We start from the raw sequence: 17,727 nt of genomic DNA, 5'->3' as shown, positions 1-17,727 counted from the left end.
ATAGCGGGGCGTCATGATGCCTTATATCAAAAAAATCGAAGTGAACGGTTTTAAAACCTTCGGCAAAAAAACCACTTTGACATTTGATAAAGGTTTCACGGTTATTACTGGACCGAATGGCAGCGGAAAAACGAATATTATGGATGCTATTCTCTTTTGTCTGGGAGAATTAAGCGTAAAAAGGCTTAGAGCAGAGAATTTTGCTGGACTAATTTACAAAGGGAATTCTGAATCTAACGTTAAAAACAAAGGGAAGGCCAAAGTTACTATTCAGTTCGATAATGGAGACGGTCATATACCCATCGATACTAGCACCATCACGATTTCTAGAGAAATAGATCAAAATGGACAGAGCATCTATAGGCTTAATGGGAGAAAGGTATCTCGAACATATCTTATGGATACTCTTTCGTTGGCAAGCATAAGTCCTTATGGGCATAATATTGTTCTTCAAGGAACTTTGACTAGACTTGCTGAGATTTCATCTGTAGAAAGGAGAAAGATAATTGAAGATCTTATAGGAATCGGACAATATGACGCTGAAAAAGCTGAAGCTCAGACCAAGCTTGACGCGGCTAACGTGGCCATAAAGACTGCAATGGGACAGATCGGTGAGGTTCAGAAAAGAATAGAATCGCTTGAGAAGGAGAGAAATGATCTGCTTCGCTCCAATCTTATTCAAAATGAGATTAGGCTTTTCGAGGCTGTAAAACTTTCAAATGAGATAGGAAAAATCCAGGAGAAAATAAGGAAAATCTCGACTGAAATCACCGTGCTTGAGGAAAGGATTTCAAAGATAAGGGAAGAAAGAGAAGCATTACGGGCTAAACGCCGCTGCATTGAAGATGAGTGGAGAAGATCGGGCTTAGAAAAGATTGAGGAAGGGCAAACTCGACTTCTCAAAATACAGATAGAAATCGGCGAGATCAGATCGAGAATAACCGAGATTTCAACAAAGATTTCCTCGGCCAGATCATTTCTACATTCACTTATCAAATTGAAGGAGGAAAACTCAGCAAAAATCGAGTCTCTAAAGAAAGAAATAACCATGGCAGAGGAGCGAATAAAAGAATTAACAGATGAACAAGATCGTCTAGTTAAGGAAATAGAAGCGAAAGAGAAAGTCTACAATGATCATCTTAATGAGGCCTCAAGACAGAGAATGCTTATTCAGGAGAGATCAGAGAGGAAGAGCAAAATAGAGGAAAGAATAGACAATCTACGAAGGGAGATAGTAGCGGTTCAAAAAGTCCGCTCCGACAGTAAGTCCAAGATCGACGTTTATGATGAAAGAATAAGGAACCTTGAAGAGAAAAAAGATGAGATCACCTCCTTAATTGGTAAGCTCGAGGAATCGCTTTCGCATCTCATAGCCATACAAAATGATCAGGCAAGTCATCTCAGTAACCTACAGTCAATTCTAGAAAAGGAAGATAGAAGGAAGAAGAGCCTCGAATCTGAACTTAAAGAGGCGGCTGAAATAGCAGAAATAGCAAGTGAAGCGTATGTAGAATTCGAAACAAGGAAAAACCTTATCCGCCAAATAAACACGGAAGAAGAGACGATTAGGCATATAGAAGAACTTGGCAAAATGGGTGTTATAGAAGGAATCCATGGCCGCCTCAGAAATTTGGTCAGAATCAAGAAAGGCTACGAAAAAGCTGTGGAGGCCGCCGCTGCAGGATGGCTTGAATCACTCATAGTTAGAGACCTAAGCGTTGCCTTCACATGCGCTGAAACTCTAAAACGCCTCAAGCTTGGAAGAATAAAGATTATTCCACTCCAAGGGATCACCCCGAGAAATAATGCGGTTACAACCATGAATTCAGGGATTGACGCAGCCGGTTTAGAGAGAATTGTTAACTATGTAGAGTATTCCAAAGAGTATGAACCTGCAATTCACTTCGTTCTAGGCGATACACTATTAGCAAGGAATGAGAGAGACGCGATCGAAGCTTCTCGCAGGGGTTATCGATCAGTCACGCTAAATGGGGATCTATATGAAGCTGGAGGAGGAGTTGAAAGCGGTTTTTTCAGAGCTCCTATTGATCTCTCTTCACTGGTTCCAAGCGAAGCGACACTGAAAGCCCTTGACAGGGCTGTCAGTGCATTGAAGGAAGTCCTTACTAGAAGGAGCTTAGATATTGAAGAGATGGAAGCGAGAGCTAGTGAGATCCAAAAAGAAATAACTAAAATAGCTGAGTCGCTTGGCACCGTCAAAAATGAGGTTGAACGAACTAAGAAAAGCATTCAGCAGTCTAAAGCGAACCTCAGCCGTATTGAAAAGAATATAGACAGTCTCCGAAGCCTTAAGGAAGAAGAAAAAAGGCAAGTTGAAGAATGTGAAAAGAGGCTTAGTGAACTGGCTGCAGAAGAGGAGCAGTTGCGGAAGGAACTTGAAGACCTGAGAAACGACAGGGAAATTGACGGTGTGCATCTTAAGGAAGAGGAACTGGAATCGCTCAGAAACGAATTGATGAGTCTAAAGGAAAAACTCGGTACGGTCAGAACTGATATTTCATCTATTCGGTCCAGAATAGATGACGTTTTAAAAGTTATGCTTGAGAATGCTGTTCGACAAGTTAGAGAGGCGACGAACAGAATTTCCATAACAGAGAGAGAAATTGATGAATCAACAAAAGAGAAAGAGAACTTACTAAACGAGATTAAAAAACGTGAAGAAGAGAAGGAAATGCTTTTAACTTCCCTTATTAACGCGAAGGAGCAGACTAAGAGTTTTGCCGCGGAAATGGAGGCTGTAGACACTAGACTAGGAATTCTTGACAAAGAATATGAGGAGACTGACAAACTTCTTGATGAACTTAGACTTAACCTTCAGACATTAAATCTGCAGGCTAGCCGGCATATTGAGCAGTTGAGGGATTTGGGGTATAATGAGCCGTTAATGATTACTCCGGAACAAGTTGAAGAAGCTGAGATGCTTATAAGGCAGATGAAGCTGGAGCTGGCAAGTATTGGCGCGGTAAATCAACTCGCATTGTCTCAATACGACGAGCAAATATCGAGATATAAAGAACTCTCATTACGCATGAATGAGATGGAGAAGGAAAAGATCGCGATTGAGAATTTCATCCAGGAGATAGAGAAAAAGAAATATGATGCGTTTATGGAGGCGTATAACAAGATAAACGACAAGATAGACAGATATTTCTCCAGACTTACAGGCGGCGGAAAAGCTTCTCTAAGGCTAGAGAACCCTGATAACCCATTTGAAGGCGGAGTTGACATGGTAGTCCAATTCGTAGGCAAACCGCCAATACTTGTAAGCGGAGCAAGTAGCGGCGAACGTTCAGTTTCCGCTGTAGCGTTTTTGTTCTCACTCCAAGAATTTTCACCAGCCTCTTTCTACCTTTTTGACGAAATTGACGCGCACCTAGACGCCTTTCATGTGGAGAGACTGGGTGAGCTATTAGCTGAAGAATCGGATAAATGCCAATTCATAGTAATAACATTAAAACCGGAGATGGTGAGCAAGGCAGACAGAATCTATGGAGTTTATGGGCATCAGGGGATGTCTCAGGTAGTCTCAACAACATTTAAGGGAAAAGTGTAACTATGGAGAAAAAATTTGACAAGCCCTTTTATCTTTTACCGCCATGGAATATACTTTTCAATCCTGAATTTCTGGAAAGAGTTAACCCATGGGACATTGACCTCACATTCCTTCTCTCCTCATTTCTATATGAAATGCAAAAAAGAGGAATGTTCGATTTCAGAGCGTCCGGGGTGGCGCTTGATTCTTCCGCAACCGTGTATCTAATGAAGTCCCGTCTTTTACTGGAGCTTGAGAAACCCCCGAACAAGCCTGAGCCGAAAGACGGATTTATACCTCCACCATTAATCCTCCCAATCCGATATGAATTAACAACTACAACAATACAGAATCTACTTCAGGCTTTAGAGGAGGCTTTAAAAACTGAGAAATTCTTCACTTTAAGGGCTCCGCTCAAGGATGTACTGCCCCAGAGACCAGAGGTCATCCCAGTTCTCAGCGTTTATTTGATGGAAATTGAGGAGCAAATGGAAAACCTTATGATGAGGATCCGCCTCCTAACCGAAAAACATCAGGTAATCTCATTTTCAGAGCTTGTAAAAAATATGGATCTGCTGGAGAAGATAAGAATTTTCATCATAATTCTGTTCCTGGCTCACAAAAACAGGGTCAACATCTGGCAAGTTGAAGGCTCAGACGAAATTTTTATAACACCAGTGGGAGAGAGGGGAGGAGATGAAGGCGGCACAACCAAGTGAACCCTTGGAAAAAAGTAACGAAAAGATGAAGGAAGAACTTGCCCTTATTGAGGCGGCTCTTTATGTAGCCGGTCGACCGTTGGACCTAAGAACAATCGGACGAGTACTTGGAACCAAATCTCTAAGAAAAGTGCAAAGTCTGGCGAGGACTCTCATGAACGAGTACAAGCGCCGCGAGACAGCTCTAGAAGTGCTGGAACTAGAAGATCAAAGATTCGTACTCCAACTAAAAAGCATCTACTCCCCAAGAGTTAGAAAGTTGGCTCTAAGACCGCTTCTCTCAGACGGGCCCCTAAAAACTCTTGCATACATCGCATATAGGCAGCCTGTCCTGCAGAAGCAAGTGATCGCCGTCCGAGGGAAACACTCCTACGACCACATTAAACAGTTGATCAGCATGGGACTAGTTGAATATGAAAAGAAGGGGAAAAATAGAGTATTGAAATGCACTCAATATTTTGCTGACTATTTCGGCCTAAGCCACGACCTAACCATTATGAAGCGTCAATTACGCAGAATATTCAAGAATGCCGTTAACGAAAATACTGAAGACACAGACCCAAAGGATGAGAATACCCCCCGTTAAACTTATATCAAGCAACTCTTTTCCTACATGCCCTGAGGAGACAACATTGTCAGTGTGGCATGGAGATCTACATAAAAAGAAGGCAGGAGGAGGAAGAAGAAAGCCGTATAGGAAGAAGAGAAAGTTTGAGACAGGATCCTTCCCAACCGAGACTACTATCGGGGAAGAAGAAAGGAAGAAAGACCGCAGAAGGGGTGGAAACACCAAAGTCCGTGTTGTAAGCGCAAGATGGGTGAATGTCTCGGATCCGTCGACGGGCAGAACAGAGAAGGCAGAGATAAAGAGAGTGCTAAGAAATCCGGCCAACGCCGAGTACAATAGAAGAGGCGTAATAACGAAGGGAACAATTATAGAGACGAGTCTTGGAACAGCCCAAGTTACTTCGAGACCCGGCCAATCCGGCGTTATAAACGCCGTATTGATTAACAAGTCAGAGGCAGGATGACGCCCAATTTCCAAATATAGCATTTATTGAATTGGGGTAGTTCAAAGATGAGAAGACGGGACGCCGTCATCATCTGGCCTTCTTATTTCGATGCGAATCTAACAAGATCTGAAGGAAGAAGAATCCCCAGAGGATTAAGCATAAATTCGCCTACATTATCTATGCTTGAGAAGGCTGTTAGGAATCTTGACTATAAATACACTCTTGTCGCGGATGCCGCACACCCCAGGCTTCCATGGAAAAGGACAGGCTTCATCCTAGTCAATGGGGCGAGGCGGAAAAGCCAAATCCTTAGAGAGATCGCGAAGAATCTCTCAAAAGAAGCTCACATATGAATTTTAAATAAGAAACGTTTAAATAAGAAACTACGGTTTTCATTATCCGAACCTTAACTTTTAAGGAGCAACTGTCGGCTTGAGGAGAATCGGACGAGTCCTTCACATCGGTCCGAGCGGGAAAGCCATCGTGAAAGCCGACAGGATTCCGCGTATTGGCGATATAGTTGTTGATGAAAAGAAGAGACGAGTCGGCGTAGTTTCCGACATTATTGGTCCGACATGCTCACCCTACGTCGAAGTAGATGTGAAAATTAAGAAGCCGGAAAACCTTGTAGAGAAAGTTTTGCATGTTTTGCCTCAATCAAAAGAGTCTGTGAAGGGAAGAAGGAAATGAGCTTAGAAAAAAGATCCTCAATTTCAGGAAGTATTAAGGAGATTCAGAGGTGCCCAGAATGCGGCGGAATCAGACTAATGAGAGATTATGAGTCCGCAGAAGTCGTATGCATGGAATGCGGCTTTGTCGTAGACATGAAGATCGCTGACCATGGACCCGAATGGCGAGCATTTGACAATGAACAGAGAGAAAAAAGGGCCAGAGCAGGCGCCCCAGTCACATTCACAATTCATGATAAAGGACTCTCTACGATGATCGATTGGCATGACCGAGACATTTATGGAAAAAAGCTGGATGCAGGGCAAAAAGCACAGATTTACAGGCTGAGAAAGTGGCAACGAAGGATAAGGGTTTCCGATGCAATGGAAAGAAACCTTGCGTTTGCTCTCTCAGAAATAACAAAGATAGCAAACAACCTCTCGTTGCCTAAGAATATATTTGAGACGGCCTCCGTAATATATCGCAAAGCCGTTAAGGAACGACTTATCCGTGGAAGATCGATACAGGGAATCAGCGCAGCATCCGTTTATATAGCCTGCAGGCAGTGCGGACTTGCAAGAACCCTTGACGAGATAGCCAAGTCATCGAATATAAGTAGAAGAGAAGTTGGGCGAAGCTACCGGTTTCTCGTGAAGGAACTGGGATACCTCATACCTCCAGTTAAGGCGCATCAATATGTATCAAAATTCTCCAATCAGCTTACCATGCAAGGGAAGGTGGAGGAGATTGCGAATAAGATTTTGACGGCTGCAAAAACTCTTAAACTCACCTCAGGTAGGGGTCCAACTGGAATCGCAGCAGCTGCAAGTTACATAGCATCGGTTCTTGTCGGCGAACGGAGAACACAGAGGGAAATAGCTGAGATCGCGAAGGTGACTGAGGTAACCATCAGGAACAGGTATAAGGAACTCGTTGAACACTTGTTATTCGTGATGGAACTATAAGGCGCGTCATTCAATCCAATTGATTCTTGACGTCCATTATATGTTTGCTTATTAAACAAGTCTTGATATGATATGATGGGAAAAGGAAGGCTTGAACTCTTTTCTGACTTTTTCTACTGGTTCGCCAATCACCCGTATGTTATTGGGGTCGCAGATCCCCAATCCCTTCTTGGCGGCTAGTGCAATATGTCTCACTTTTTTAGGATCGAATCCCATGATAAGTGCGCTTATAGTGTCGACTGCCACAGGATCTAACCCTGCGATAATGAGATCCATTTTTACTGGTTTTTCCGCTAATTCGTATCCCTCGCATCCGACTATACCATCTATCACTGCGAGTCTGGGTTTTAAGAGCGAAGCGAGATCCGCTATTTTTTCATGCAGGTGATTATGTATCTGCTGCTTTGGCTGGACGACACCCATGAGATTTTTTAGACTTAAGGTTACCCCAGCAGCCCTATGAAGCTTAAGTTTAGGGACGCTGATTACTGCGCAGTTAAGGGCAGTCTTACTGATTCTAACCTTTTCAAGAGCTAATGGATCTGGGACATCAGCAATTATATACTCGTCATGGTTTAAGTCTATAAGTTCAACATTCCACTTCTTCGCGACTTCATCAACACCAGCAACCTTATACGCTCTCATAGTATCCGATAAACCGCTTCCCTCACCTATCACCATATTTCTGAAGCCTCTTTCGGACAAGAACTTGACAACACCCTCTATAACTCTAGCGTCAGTCGTTACCCCCGTGGATGGTGGCCGATCGTTAATGTAATTGGGTTTTATCAGAATTTTTTCCTCCTGTCCGAAGGCCTTATCCGCGCCCAATTTTCCTAAAGCCTCTTCAACCATCTTGACTGGATCGTCGCCACGTAGAACAACAACCTCAGACATTACCAACACCTCTAACCCTCTTGGGTATGATAGTCTACACATTATTAACCTTAATGATTCAAGTCCGATGGGATGCCTTTTGTCACCTATACAATTGAATATGCCCTGCGACAAGTTTTTAAGAGATCACTAGAAAAATGTAATGCAGAAGGGGAGATTCAATGACTAAAAACAAATCTGCTGGGAAAGTATGCGGATTGATATGCAGCCTTCTAATCGCTCTGACCTTGAATCTCGACTTGATTGCAACAATGAGGTTAACAGCCAGTCAAAATGGCAGGTTGATAAATATTATACTTGCAGATTCCGCCTTATCCACAAGCACACGCGTCATGGAGAGGCTTGGAAGGGGGCTTATCGCGATCTATTTGGGTGGAGGAAAAGTCTATGTGAGCTGGCGCCTCTTAGGAACAGATCCTTCAAACATCGCATTCAACCTTTATAGAAGGACCAGCGACGGAAGCGTAATAAAAGTTAACAGCGCACCAATTGTTAACACAACGGATTTCACAGATTCAAATGTCAATATAGATCTCTCTCCAACCTACTTTGTCCGTCCAATAATAGGCGGCATTGAGCGTGAGGCAAGCCCCGAAGCAAGTGTCATTAAAAGCAACTCAATCTCTATTCCTCTAAGCCAAGATGCAAGGAACTTTCAAGGTCAAGTTCAAGGAACCCGCATGATTGGCGTGGGTGACCTCGATGGGGACGGGGAATACGATTTCGTGGTAAAGAGGGGTGATCAAGATATAGACCCCTCACAAAGTACTGCACCAATCGAAACCTACAAGCTTGAGGGATATCTAAGGGACGGCACATTTCTTTGGAGAGTCGATTTGGGACCAAATATTAGGCCGGGAATATGGTACTCGCCCTTCATCGTTTTTGATCTTGACTGCGATGGAAGGGCTGAAGTTGCAACAAAGATTGGCGAGGGCGCTGAGATCCTCACCTCAGACGGCAAGCTTATCAGGATAGGGGATGTTAACGGTGATGGAAGAACAAACTACGCGAATACCGAAGGAAGAGCTTTGGAAGGCCCAGAATTCTTTGTGATCCTCGACGGGCTTACTGGGCGCATACTCGCAATGGAAAATTGGATTGAGCGGGGAAGCGTAAGCGACTGGGGCGATAGTTACGGAAACCGTTGCGATAGACACCTAATGGGCGTCGCCTATTTAGATGGTTACATGCCAAGCCTCCTCATCATGCGCGGCACATACACTAAAATGTATATCGATGCGTGGAACTGGAGAAACGGAACGCTAACAAAAGTTTGGAGATGGTACAAGCCCTCAGGCGGCGGCGGATTTCACAATATACGTGTAGGCGACATTGACGGTGACGGAAAAGACGAGATAGTATATGGAAGCATCGCCGTAGATCATAACGGTGCAACCATGTGGGAGACAGGTGAAGGGCATGGAGACAGAATGCACATGACCGATATCGACCCGACACGCCCAGGACTAGAGATATGGTACGTCCAGGAGGCAGCGCCAAACTATGGTATGCACCTTAGAGATGCGCGAAACGGATCGCTGATATGGGGAATAAGGGAGACAAGAAATACCGATGTGGGACGCGGGTTGGCAGCTGACATTGATCCACGCCATTACGGGCTGGAATGCTGGGCATCAGTTGGCAATCTTTACAACGCTAAGGGGCAGAACATAGGAACGAGGCCCGCTGTTTGCAACTTCGCCATATGGTGGGATGGAGATCTCTTGAGGGAGCACTTGGACGCTACAACGATCGCGAAGTGGAATTATCTCGGGGGTGCAATGAATACGATCTTTACCGCTCCGAAAGGCGATGTGGGATCAAGAAATGCCCCGATGGGTTACGGAGACATCCTAGGAGACTGGCGTGAAGAAGTCTGGTATGGCGGTAGTAGGGAATTCATCATATACATAACTACTACTCCCGCTGAGACTAGAATGACGACACTGATGCATGACTCAGACTACAGAACAAGCGTCGCATGTGAGACAATGGGATACATGCAGGCTACACAGCCAAGTTTCTATATAGGCGCAGTCCAGCCTGAGACCCGCCCTGATGGGCCATCATTGCCTTTAATGGAGATAGTTATAGCTGCTGTTGCGGTCTCCGCTGTCTCCGTGGCTGTGATCTTAAGGATGAGGAAACGGCTCTGACAGCGATAAACGCGGCATAAGTCCTTCCATTATTTATGATCCTAGACCCTTGATGTTGATCATGAGGAGGAAAGACCGCAAGACAGAAAACGTATCTCTATCACATCCTTTATATTTACGAAGGATATGAATAGTAAGGTTTAGAACCGTCTTGGTGAATTCATGAAAAACAAGGCAGGAAACACGTCATGAATAGATTTGATTGCGTTTTATCCGCTATACTTCATGAGGAACCACATGTGACACCCCAATCGATCGGCTTCACAAACGAGATGGCGCGCGCGAAGTTTGTTCCCTTCTTACAGACAACTATGCCTCCAAAGGGTGTGGAGCTTGAGAGTGAGGTTAGTAGAGCAGTCTGCGAAATAACTGCGGCAGGCCTCAAGAAGATCGATGATGCATTGAAGATAGCTGAGTTTATGGATAACTTTATAATATGGGTTGGCGGCGGCGGGTTCCGGATAAAGAGGACGATTGAGACGGGGTCTGAATGGAATATTATAGAGTGGGAGACAGGGGCAAAATGGAGGGTTGGAACATCCAAAATCGTATGGGCACGCCAATATATAGATTACCCGGTAAAGAATGAGGATGACTTAGAGAGTCTAGAGCTTCCAGACCCAGATGACCCGTCAAGATATGAAGGCATCGAAAAGGCCATAAAGTATGTTGTTGAAAGAGGATTCTTCCCATCATGTGACATAAACGGGTTCTTCTCGGGGGTCTGGTATTTTCTTAGAGGCCCACTAGAAGTCTCCCTCAGGGATATGTATCAACGAAGGGAGTTCTTCAAGAAGCTGATCGCAAAAATGGGCGAGTTCAATTTGAAGGCTGAGAAGAATCTGCTTGAAAGGGGCGCAATGATGATAGGATGGCCCGATGACCTAGGGTATAGACAGGGGCCGTTCATGAATCCAAAGCTTTACGAAGAGATAATTTATCCCTGGCATGTAAAGGCTATAGAACTGGCCCACAAGTATGGCGCATTTGTGAATATGCATAGCCATGGAAAAATCGATAGCTTGGTCCCATTATTTGTGAAAGCCGGATTGGACGTTTTGAACCCTATAGGCCCCACTGACAACATGAACCTACAAGCATTGAAGGATGATTATGGAGACAGGCTATGCCTACTGGGCGGTCTAAGCAAGAATATTGGGCTTATGGGAGCGGATGAATTGAGAGAGCATCTTCTTGACAGACTCAGAATTGGTTCTCCAGGCGGAGGATTCATACTGGGCTCCGAAGGCGACATACCAGTTGAGATGAGCCTAGAAAATTTTGAGCTCTTCATTAATCTAAGCAAGAAGTATCGAAGGAATAGGCCTAATCCTTGAATTGCCAGTCTTCCCGGAACCGTTTTTTCAATCTCAATTTTTAAATGCAAGCATTGCACATATGAATATTCTCAACCGAGCGAACTCATGGAAAGGGAAAAGCAAGATGGACTATGTCGAATTCATACAGAATAAGGCAAATTTGCTAAGGCTTCACAGTTTAAGATCAACTGCAAAAGCAAAATCAGGCCATCCGACCAGCTGCCTATCATGTGCAGAAATAGTAGCGACCCTTTACTTCAAAATAATGAGATTTGATCCGAGTAAAATAGACTACCTAGACAATGACGAGTTCATATTGTCTAAGGGGCACGCAGCACCCGTACTCTACGCTGCTTTAGCAGAAGCTGGCGTGATACCGAAAGAGAAGATCATGACGTTAAGAGAGTTATCATCTGAATTGGAAGGTCATCCGGTTCCAAGAGTAAAGGGGATAAGAGTTGCAACTGGATCCTTAGGACAGGGATTATCGATCGGGTTGGGTATGGCTTATGCTAAAAGGCTTCTCGGAATCGATAGAAGGGTCTACGTGCTTTTGGGGGACGGAGAGATGGCTGAGGGATCGGTGTGGGAGTCGATAAACTATGCGGGGAAACTTGGACTCTCAAACATTACAGCGATACTTGATATGAATAGGCTGGGTCAGAGTGGACCGACAATGTATGAATGGAACTCGAAAGAATATGCGGAAAGGATACAAAGCTTCGGTTGGAATGTGTCGACTTGTGATGGGCATGATGTTCAAGATCTCATCGAGAAACTTGAGGAATCAAAAAGGTCGGATAAACCTTCATTCATCATCGCTAAGACGGTAAAGGGTAAGGGCGTAAAATTTTTGGAGAACGTTGAGGGCAGGCATGGAACACCTCTGAGTCAGGAGGAGCTTGAAAAGGCCGAAAAGGAGATTACGCCAATGATATGGGAGGCTGAGATGCAACCGGAAAACCATATTAAGGCTAACATGCAAGTTGAGAAAAGGATTCAAGTTTTCCCAGTCCAGGCCAATTACCAGATTGGCGACATGGTGGCAACGAGGGAAGCGTTTGGGAAAGCGCTTGTAAAGCTTGGAGAATTAAATAGTAGGATGATTGTTCTCGACGGGGACGTAAAGAACTCGACATTCACAACCTACTTCTTTGAAAAATTCCCAGAAAGGAGCCTACAATGCTACATTGCTGAACAGAATATGATCGGGATTGCAGTGGGCCTTCAGACCCACGGATTCGATGTCTTTCTATCAACATTCGCATGCTTCCTGACAAGGGCGTTCGACCAGATAAGGATGGCATCATACTCAAGAGCAAACCTAAAAATCGTGGGGTCCCATGCCGGGGTCTCAATAGGCGAAGATGGACCCTCACAAATGGGCCTAGAGGACTTAGCCATGTTCCGCTCAATAATAAACAGTATCGTTCTTTATCCATGCGATGCTGTTAGCACAGAGAAGCTAACAGGGCTTATGACAAGTCATGATGGAATCTCATACTTAAGAACTACAAGACCGAAAACACCAGTCATATATAGCAATGATGAAGAATTCAGGATTGGCGGCTCAAAAGTTCTGCGGCAGAGCAAAAAAGATAAAGCCACAATCGTCGCCGCAGGCATAACAGTCCACGAGGCCCTGAAGGCATATGAGAAATTGAGGGCTGAAGGATTGAATGTCAGGGTCATTGACTGTTATTCCATAAAGCCTCTGGACAGAGAAAACCTGAGAAAAGCATTTGAAGAGACGAGACACGTCATAACTGTTGAGGATCACTATCCGGAAGGGGGACTTGGAGAGGCCGTAGCCTCAGCAGGCGTAATGCCCCATATACTTGCAGTCAGAAAAATGCCGCATTCCGGCAAGCCTCAAGAGCTCTTGGCTGAGCAGGGAATCGACTGCGACGGCATAGTTAGGGCCGTGAAAGAGATTCTGGAGTAGCTATCCCTTAAAGAATAGCCAGCCTTTTTCCTGTCCCTTAAACCTTATAAGGCAGTACCTCCCCCTTAATTTTTGCCCATAAATATTTACGACGATTTCATTATCGCTCCACTTTTCTTCCTCATAGAAGCCTTTATCCCATATCTCAACCGTTCCGGCTCCATACTCCCCTTCAGGAATCACTCCCTCAAAATCGGCATAATCAATCGGATGATCCTCAACTTCAACCGCTAACCTTTTTACACCCTTTTCAGTCGGCGGCTCCTTTGGAACAGCCCAACTTTTAAGAACCCCCTCCCTCTCAAGCCTGAGATCATAATGTAAATGTGTTGCCTGATGTCTCTGTATAACATAGATTTTTTTGCCTTCACCTCTCTCCCTAATCTCGCCCATAGGCTCACTTGTCCTTTGGAAGTCTCGTTTTTCTCTATATTCCCGCAATGACACAGAATAGAATGAGGATTAATACTTTTATAAAGTAATCGCGGCTGGCATAGAATTCCACAGAACGATTAGGGGCGTCTGACATAAAATCTTTATTTAGCATTCCCATTTTACTCATGGAGCAGCTATTTTGGAGACGGCTTGAAAGATTGGATGAGATAATAGGTCGCGGAACATGGTATGACAAGATAGCGTCTGAAATCGTTAAGAGGGAGAAAGAGCTCGGAAGAAGCTTGGACAACATCAGAGTGGAGAGTGGGGTTGCAGCCTCCGGCATTCCCCATATTGGGAGCCTAGGAGAGGTGACGCGAAACTATGCCGTTTCACTGGCACTCCGCGAGCAGGGTCAAAACTCTGAATTCATAGTTTTTTCAGACAATAAGGACGGTCTAAGAAGCGTCCCCCGCGGCCTTCCAAGATCAATGGAGAAATATGTAGGCTTCCCGGTGACCGACGTTCCGGATCCTTTCCAGTGTCATGGGAGCTATGCCGATCACATGGTTAACCTTCTCCTTGAAGCATTGGATAAGATTGGCATAGAGTACAGATTTATGTCCGCAGCTGAAGCCTATAAGGGAGGACTACTCAACGATGAAATAACCCTCATACTTGAAAAGGCTTGGAGAATAGGTGAAATCGTTAAAGAAGAGACTGGACAGGAAAAGTACATGAAGGTTTTGCCGTACTTTCCAGTCTGTGCATCCTGCGGCAGAATCTATACGACAGTAGCGTATGAGTTCCACCCTAAAGAGCGTCGGGTCTCCTACATCTGTGAGGGAATGGAGGTCAAAGGCAGGTGGCTTGAAGGATGCGGATATGAAGGCGACGCAAAGTACGAAAAGGGAGAGGGCAAGTTAAGCTGGAAGGCAGGCGAGTTTGCGGCCAGGTGGCGGGCATTAAAAATTAGATTTGAAGCCTACGGCAAGGATCTTGCTGACTCCGTCGCCGTCAATGATAGAATCTGCCGCGAAATACTTGGTTATGAGCCTCCAATGCACGTTCAATACGAGCTTTTCTTAGATAAGAGCGGTAAAAAAATATCGAAATCTGTGGGCAACGTATTAACTCCTCAAGTCTGGTTCAGGTACGGTTCACCCCAATCTCTAGTTCTCCTAACCCTGAAACGCTTTGTCGGAACTAGGCAGATTTCTGTAACAGACATACCCCGATACATGGACGAGCTCGATCAACTTGAAGATTTATACTTTGGAAGGAGGAAAGTGGAGGATCAAAAAGAAAGCATTAAGATGAGGGGCTTGTACTGGTACTGCTTCCTCGCCAAGCCGCCTGAAAAGCCTAGTGTGCATGTTCCATACAATGTTCTTACCTGCTTGGCAAGGGTTGCCCCGAAAGGTTCGGAAAAATCCTTCATTATTGAGAAACTGAGAAACTATGGATATATCAGAGAGCAATTCACACAGGAATTGGAAACTCGCATTAACTATGCGTTAAATTGGGTTCAGGATTTCAAAGAAGAACCAGTAATCTCTGTCGATATAAGCCCATCAGAGAAGAAGGCGGTCGAAGAGCTCGCCAAAATAATCCAAGAAGAGGATGACGCACAGAAAATTCAAACCGCCGTATTTAATGTAGCAAAGTCGAACGGTATCCCCCCTAAAAGGTTCTTTGAAATCCTCTATCTTCTTCTGATAGGTTCACCCTCAGGCCCAAGGTTTGGTCCATATGTGTTAGATATAGGTAAGGAAAACGCCGCCAAACTCTTAAAGAGCAGACTGCAAGAAAAGTCTTAGCATACTTAATCCTATTCTCAGACATGAATTGTGCGGATTTCCGAATAGGTAATGGGATAGGTTTATTATTACAAAGCATAAAACACCTTTAAAGCGGCAACTCTAGGAAGATCTTTGAGCAAAATGTTGGAGATAGATGGAAGTCAAAAAAGCGGAAGTGGAACTATTCTTCGCCTATCAATCGCCTTATCAAGCATACTTGGACAACCGCTCCACATACGTAATATCCGAAAGAAAAGAGACCCTCCTGGACTGAGACCTCAACACCTGGAGGCGGTCCTTACAGCCGCAAAACTATGCGATGCCAAAGTTGAGGGGGCAACCCTAGGTTCAGAAGAACTATGGTTTGAACCTGGTTCAATTAGAGGCGGAAAAATTACTGCTGAAATAGGAACAGCGGGAAGTATTCCCATGCTAATAATGACCGTTCTCCCAATGTGCATGTTCGCGCAGAATCCAGTAAGCTTGCATATTTGCAAAGGGGGCACGGATGTTAGAAACTCTCCAACCATCAATTATTTGAAGTATATCGTTTTTCCAATGTTAGACCGTATGGGATTAAAGGCCTCGTTAGACATACTTAAATATGGTTATTATCCAAGAGGGATGGGAGAAGTCATCTTAAACGTATACCCTAAAAAGAAACTTAGCCCAATACATTTAGAAGAATTTGGAGAAGCCAGATGTGTAGAGGGAATATCGGTCTGCACTTACTTGGCTGACAGAAGAGTTGCAGAACGGCAGGCCAAGGAGGCACAAAGGCTTCTAGCCGCCAGAAATTACGACGCAAGCATACAGATACTAAATGATTTTTCGAACCCTCTTCAGAAAGGAAGTTCAATAGTCCTTTGGATGCGGACAGATCGTGACGCTTTACTAGGAGCAGATGCCATTGGGGAGATAGGAAAGTCAAGCGAAGAAGTCGCTCGCGAGGCGGTCGCAAACTTGATTGCGGAGGCCGACGCCAAGGCTACTGTAGACATTCACCTCGGCGACATCCTTATACCATACATAGCATTCACAGAGGAATCCTCATATAAGGTTAGGTCAATCACAGATCATCTGGAGACAAACGTTTGGTTAACTTCGATGATTCTAGGAGTCGATTTTAGGATTGAGAAGGAAGATGGGCTGTTCAGGGTTGTAAAGATCTGAAATATCGGTAGATGAGACGAAAATGGTCTCTGCGAGGGTGAGAGGTATATACTCGACTGCCCTAACGAAGCTGCTGCTCGATAATAACTTTCAGATCTCGGACCCTTCTGATGCAATAAGGAGGCGATTTAATCTTGAACCGCGGAAAGAGATGGAAGCGGACATCAACATATGGGACAGACTTGATAGACAGGGAGTGAATGTTACAGGCGCATCAGCCTCAATCAAGGAATTTGTTCAAATTCTCAAATCAACGTTAATCGACGCGGTCTATAGATGGGAGATCCCGCCTATAGGAGGGTACCCCACAGATATGCCTGAGACCTTTGAACCTGAGCTCTCAATCCATGATAAAGGCTCAGGTCTTAGTGGCTTTGCACATTTGAGCGTAGAATTTCCATCATCTTCGAAAAGAAGGATGGATAGTTTAAGAGCCGAAGTCACACCGACACTGGACGGCCACCACTTTTACAAGGCCTGTGGAGGGAGAATAGCCCAGCTGCTTGAGACCGCGGAAAAAATGTTGGAGAAAAATTGTCCAAGAGATGAAGTTGAGTCGCTCTTCGCGGAGACCGTGAGAAAGGAGTTTCCAAATAAGGGATCCCTTATCAGAATAGAGCACGTCAAGATCGACGGAAAAATATTCGATCTCGGCCCGGCTAGAATAATCGAGATTAATGATAAAAATGGCAAGATCACCCTTCAAAGATCATTTTCAAAGACAGGCATATATGACGGTCTTGGAGTTCAAAAGGAGCCGGGGGACATAGGTCTAACAGAAATCAAGATGGGAGATTGGTCATTTGTAACAAAATATTTTTCAAGTGAACAGAGAGAGAAGGGCGCATATATCAATATCAACACACCCGTAGAGGTTTATCCTGGAAGAATCAGGTATGTGGATCTTGAAGTGGATATTTGCGTCTGGCCGAATGGAGAATTCAAAGTATTAGACGTCGACAAATTCGAGGAGTACATCCATGCAGGCTATCTTTGTCAGAGAATTAAGAATACCGTTGAGAAAGAGATAGAGAAGGTTGTTACCTTGATAGGTCAAGTCTTTCCAAATTAAAGAGATGAACCATGAAGCATAGGAGAAAAACTTTGCCGCGGCTCCAATTTTTCGTCTCCGGAACAT

Annotated in this window: 15 protein-coding genes; 13 read left to right on the top strand and 2 right to left on the bottom strand. The window is 44.5% G+C overall.

Annotated elements, in window-relative coordinates; translation table 11 throughout:
• Window positions 1-13 precede the first annotated feature (13 nt).
• From NZ952_03515 to NZ952_03485, 7 genes are all read left to right on the top strand, one after another.
• A complete protein-coding gene (locus NZ952_03515; GenBank protein ID MCS7120253.1) occupies window positions 14-3,574 on the top strand; it encodes a chromosome segregation protein SMC in 3,561 nt (1,186 codons plus the stop codon).
• Window positions 3,575-3,576: 2 nt separating this feature from the next.
• Window positions 3,577-4,272 carry a hypothetical protein gene (locus tag NZ952_03510; GenBank protein ID MCS7120252.1) on the top strand — a complete coding sequence of 232 codons (696 nt, stop codon included), beginning with the start codon at window positions 3,577-3,579 and terminating at the stop codon, window positions 4,270-4,272.
• Window positions 4,250-4,858, top strand: a complete 609-nt coding sequence (scpB, locus tag NZ952_03505; GenBank protein ID MCS7120251.1) for an SMC-Scp complex subunit ScpB — start codon at window positions 4,250-4,252, stop codon at window positions 4,856-4,858. The genes NZ952_03510 and scpB overlap by 23 nt, the downstream gene beginning before the upstream one ends.
• Window positions 4,859-4,904: 46 nt before the next feature.
• Window positions 4,905-5,303: a 30S ribosomal protein S8e gene (locus tag NZ952_03500; GenBank protein MCS7120250.1), complete on the top strand. Its 399-nt coding sequence runs from the start codon at window positions 4,905-4,907 to the stop codon at window positions 5,301-5,303.
• A 47-nt stretch (window positions 5,304-5,350) separates the two neighbouring features.
• Window positions 5,351-5,638: a signal recognition particle protein Srp19 gene (locus tag NZ952_03495; GenBank protein MCS7120249.1), complete on the top strand. Its 288-nt coding sequence runs from the start codon at window positions 5,351-5,353 to the stop codon at window positions 5,636-5,638.
• Window positions 5,639-5,717: 79 nt separating this feature from the next.
• Complete coding sequence (locus NZ952_03490; GenBank protein MCS7120248.1) at window positions 5,718-5,975, top strand: Gar1/Naf1 family protein; 258 nt, start codon at window positions 5,718-5,720, stop codon at window positions 5,973-5,975.
• On the top strand, window positions 5,972-6,919 hold the full coding sequence (locus NZ952_03485) for a transcription initiation factor IIB (GenBank protein ID MCS7120247.1): 948 nt from the start codon (window positions 5,972-5,974) through the stop codon (window positions 6,917-6,919). The genes NZ952_03490 and NZ952_03485 overlap by 4 nt, the downstream gene beginning before the upstream one ends.
• Before the next feature lie 51 nt (window positions 6,920-6,970).
• On the opposite strand, the gene NZ952_03480 is transcribed toward NZ952_03485, so the two are convergent.
• Complete coding sequence (locus NZ952_03480) at window positions 6,971-7,816, bottom strand: DUF362 domain-containing protein (protein ID MCS7120246.1); 846 nt, start codon at window positions 7,814-7,816, stop codon at window positions 6,971-6,973.
• A 161-nt stretch (window positions 7,817-7,977) separates the two neighbouring features.
• Here NZ952_03480 and NZ952_03475 point away from each other — a divergent pair, with 161 nt between their 5' ends.
• The 3 genes from NZ952_03475 (at window position 7,978) to NZ952_03465 (ending at window position 13,239) form a co-directional block, all read left to right on the top strand.
• Window positions 7,978-9,975 (top strand): rhamnogalacturonan lyase, encoded by a 1,998-nt coding sequence (locus NZ952_03475; GenBank protein MCS7120245.1) that lies wholly within the window; start codon window positions 7,978-7,980, stop codon window positions 9,973-9,975.
• A gap of 188 nt (window positions 9,976-10,163) precedes the next feature.
• Window positions 10,164-11,312, top strand: a complete 1,149-nt coding sequence (locus tag NZ952_03470) for a uroporphyrinogen decarboxylase family protein (protein MCS7120244.1) — start codon at window positions 10,164-10,166, stop codon at window positions 11,310-11,312.
• A 106-nt stretch (window positions 11,313-11,418) separates the two neighbouring features.
• On the top strand, window positions 11,419-13,239 hold the full coding sequence (locus NZ952_03465) for a transketolase (GenBank protein ID MCS7120243.1): 1,821 nt from the start codon (window positions 11,419-11,421) through the stop codon (window positions 13,237-13,239).
• On the opposite strand, the gene NZ952_03460 is transcribed toward NZ952_03465, so the two are convergent.
• On the bottom strand, window positions 13,240-13,680 hold the full coding sequence (locus NZ952_03460) for a 3'-phosphoesterase (protein MCS7120242.1): 441 nt from the start codon (window positions 13,678-13,680) through the stop codon (window positions 13,240-13,242).
• A 152-nt stretch (window positions 13,681-13,832) separates the two neighbouring features.
• Here NZ952_03460 and lysS point away from each other — a divergent pair, with 152 nt between their 5' ends.
• The 3 genes from lysS to NZ952_03445 all read left to right on the top strand — a co-directional run bounded on the left by lysS (window position 13,833) and on the right by NZ952_03445 (window position 17,661).
• Window positions 13,833-15,434 carry a lysine--tRNA ligase gene (lysS, locus tag NZ952_03455; protein MCS7120241.1) on the top strand — a complete coding sequence of 534 codons (1,602 nt, stop codon included), beginning with the start codon at window positions 13,833-13,835 and terminating at the stop codon, window positions 15,432-15,434.
• A 123-nt stretch (window positions 15,435-15,557) separates the two neighbouring features.
• The gene (gene rtcA, locus NZ952_03450) at window positions 15,558-16,589 is read left to right on the top strand and encodes an RNA 3'-terminal phosphate cyclase (protein MCS7120240.1); all 1,032 of its coding nucleotides are present in this window, start codon (window positions 15,558-15,560) and stop codon (window positions 16,587-16,589) included.
• Between the two features lie 22 nt (window positions 16,590-16,611).
• Window positions 16,612-17,661, top strand: a complete 1,050-nt coding sequence (locus NZ952_03445) for a DUF402 domain-containing protein (protein ID MCS7120239.1) — start codon at window positions 16,612-16,614, stop codon at window positions 17,659-17,661.
• Window positions 17,662-17,727 lie beyond the last annotated feature (66 nt).

This window comes from Candidatus Bathyarchaeota archaeon (assembly GCA_025059045.1).
GTDB lineage: Archaea > Thermoproteota > Bathyarchaeia > Bathyarchaeales > DTEX01 > JANXEA01.
This window is presented reverse-complemented; position numbering and strand designations above follow the sequence as displayed.

Bases quoted from the DNA above. Each gene is read 5' to 3' on its own strand.
- rtcA (MCS7120240.1), top strand. From the start codon at position 15,558: ATGTTGGAGATAGATGGAAGTCAAAAAAGCGGAAGTGGAACTATTCTT.
- NZ952_03475 (MCS7120245.1), top strand. From the start codon at position 7,978: ATGACTAAAAACAAATCTGCTGGGAAAGTATGCGGATTGATATGCAGC.
- NZ952_03480 (MCS7120246.1), bottom strand. From the start codon at position 7,816: ATGTCTGAGGTTGTTGTTCTACGTGGCGACGATCCAGTCAAGATGGTT.
- NZ952_03485 (MCS7120247.1), top strand. From the start codon at position 5,972: ATGAGCTTAGAAAAAAGATCCTCAATTTCAGGAAGTATTAAGGAGATT.
- NZ952_03445 (MCS7120239.1), top strand. From the start codon at position 16,612: ATGGTCTCTGCGAGGGTGAGAGGTATATACTCGACTGCCCTAACGAAG.
- NZ952_03515 (MCS7120253.1), top strand. From the start codon at position 14: ATGATGCCTTATATCAAAAAAATCGAAGTGAACGGTTTTAAAACCTTC.
- NZ952_03465 (MCS7120243.1), top strand. From the start codon at position 11,419: ATGGACTATGTCGAATTCATACAGAATAAGGCAAATTTGCTAAGGCTT.
- NZ952_03510 (MCS7120252.1), top strand. From the start codon at position 3,577: ATGGAGAAAAAATTTGACAAGCCCTTTTATCTTTTACCGCCATGGAAT.
- scpB (MCS7120251.1), top strand. From the start codon at position 4,250: ATGAAGGCGGCACAACCAAGTGAACCCTTGGAAAAAAGTAACGAAAAG.
- NZ952_03495 (MCS7120249.1), top strand. From the start codon at position 5,351: ATGAGAAGACGGGACGCCGTCATCATCTGGCCTTCTTATTTCGATGCG.
- NZ952_03470 (MCS7120244.1), top strand. From the start codon at position 10,164: ATGAATAGATTTGATTGCGTTTTATCCGCTATACTTCATGAGGAACCA.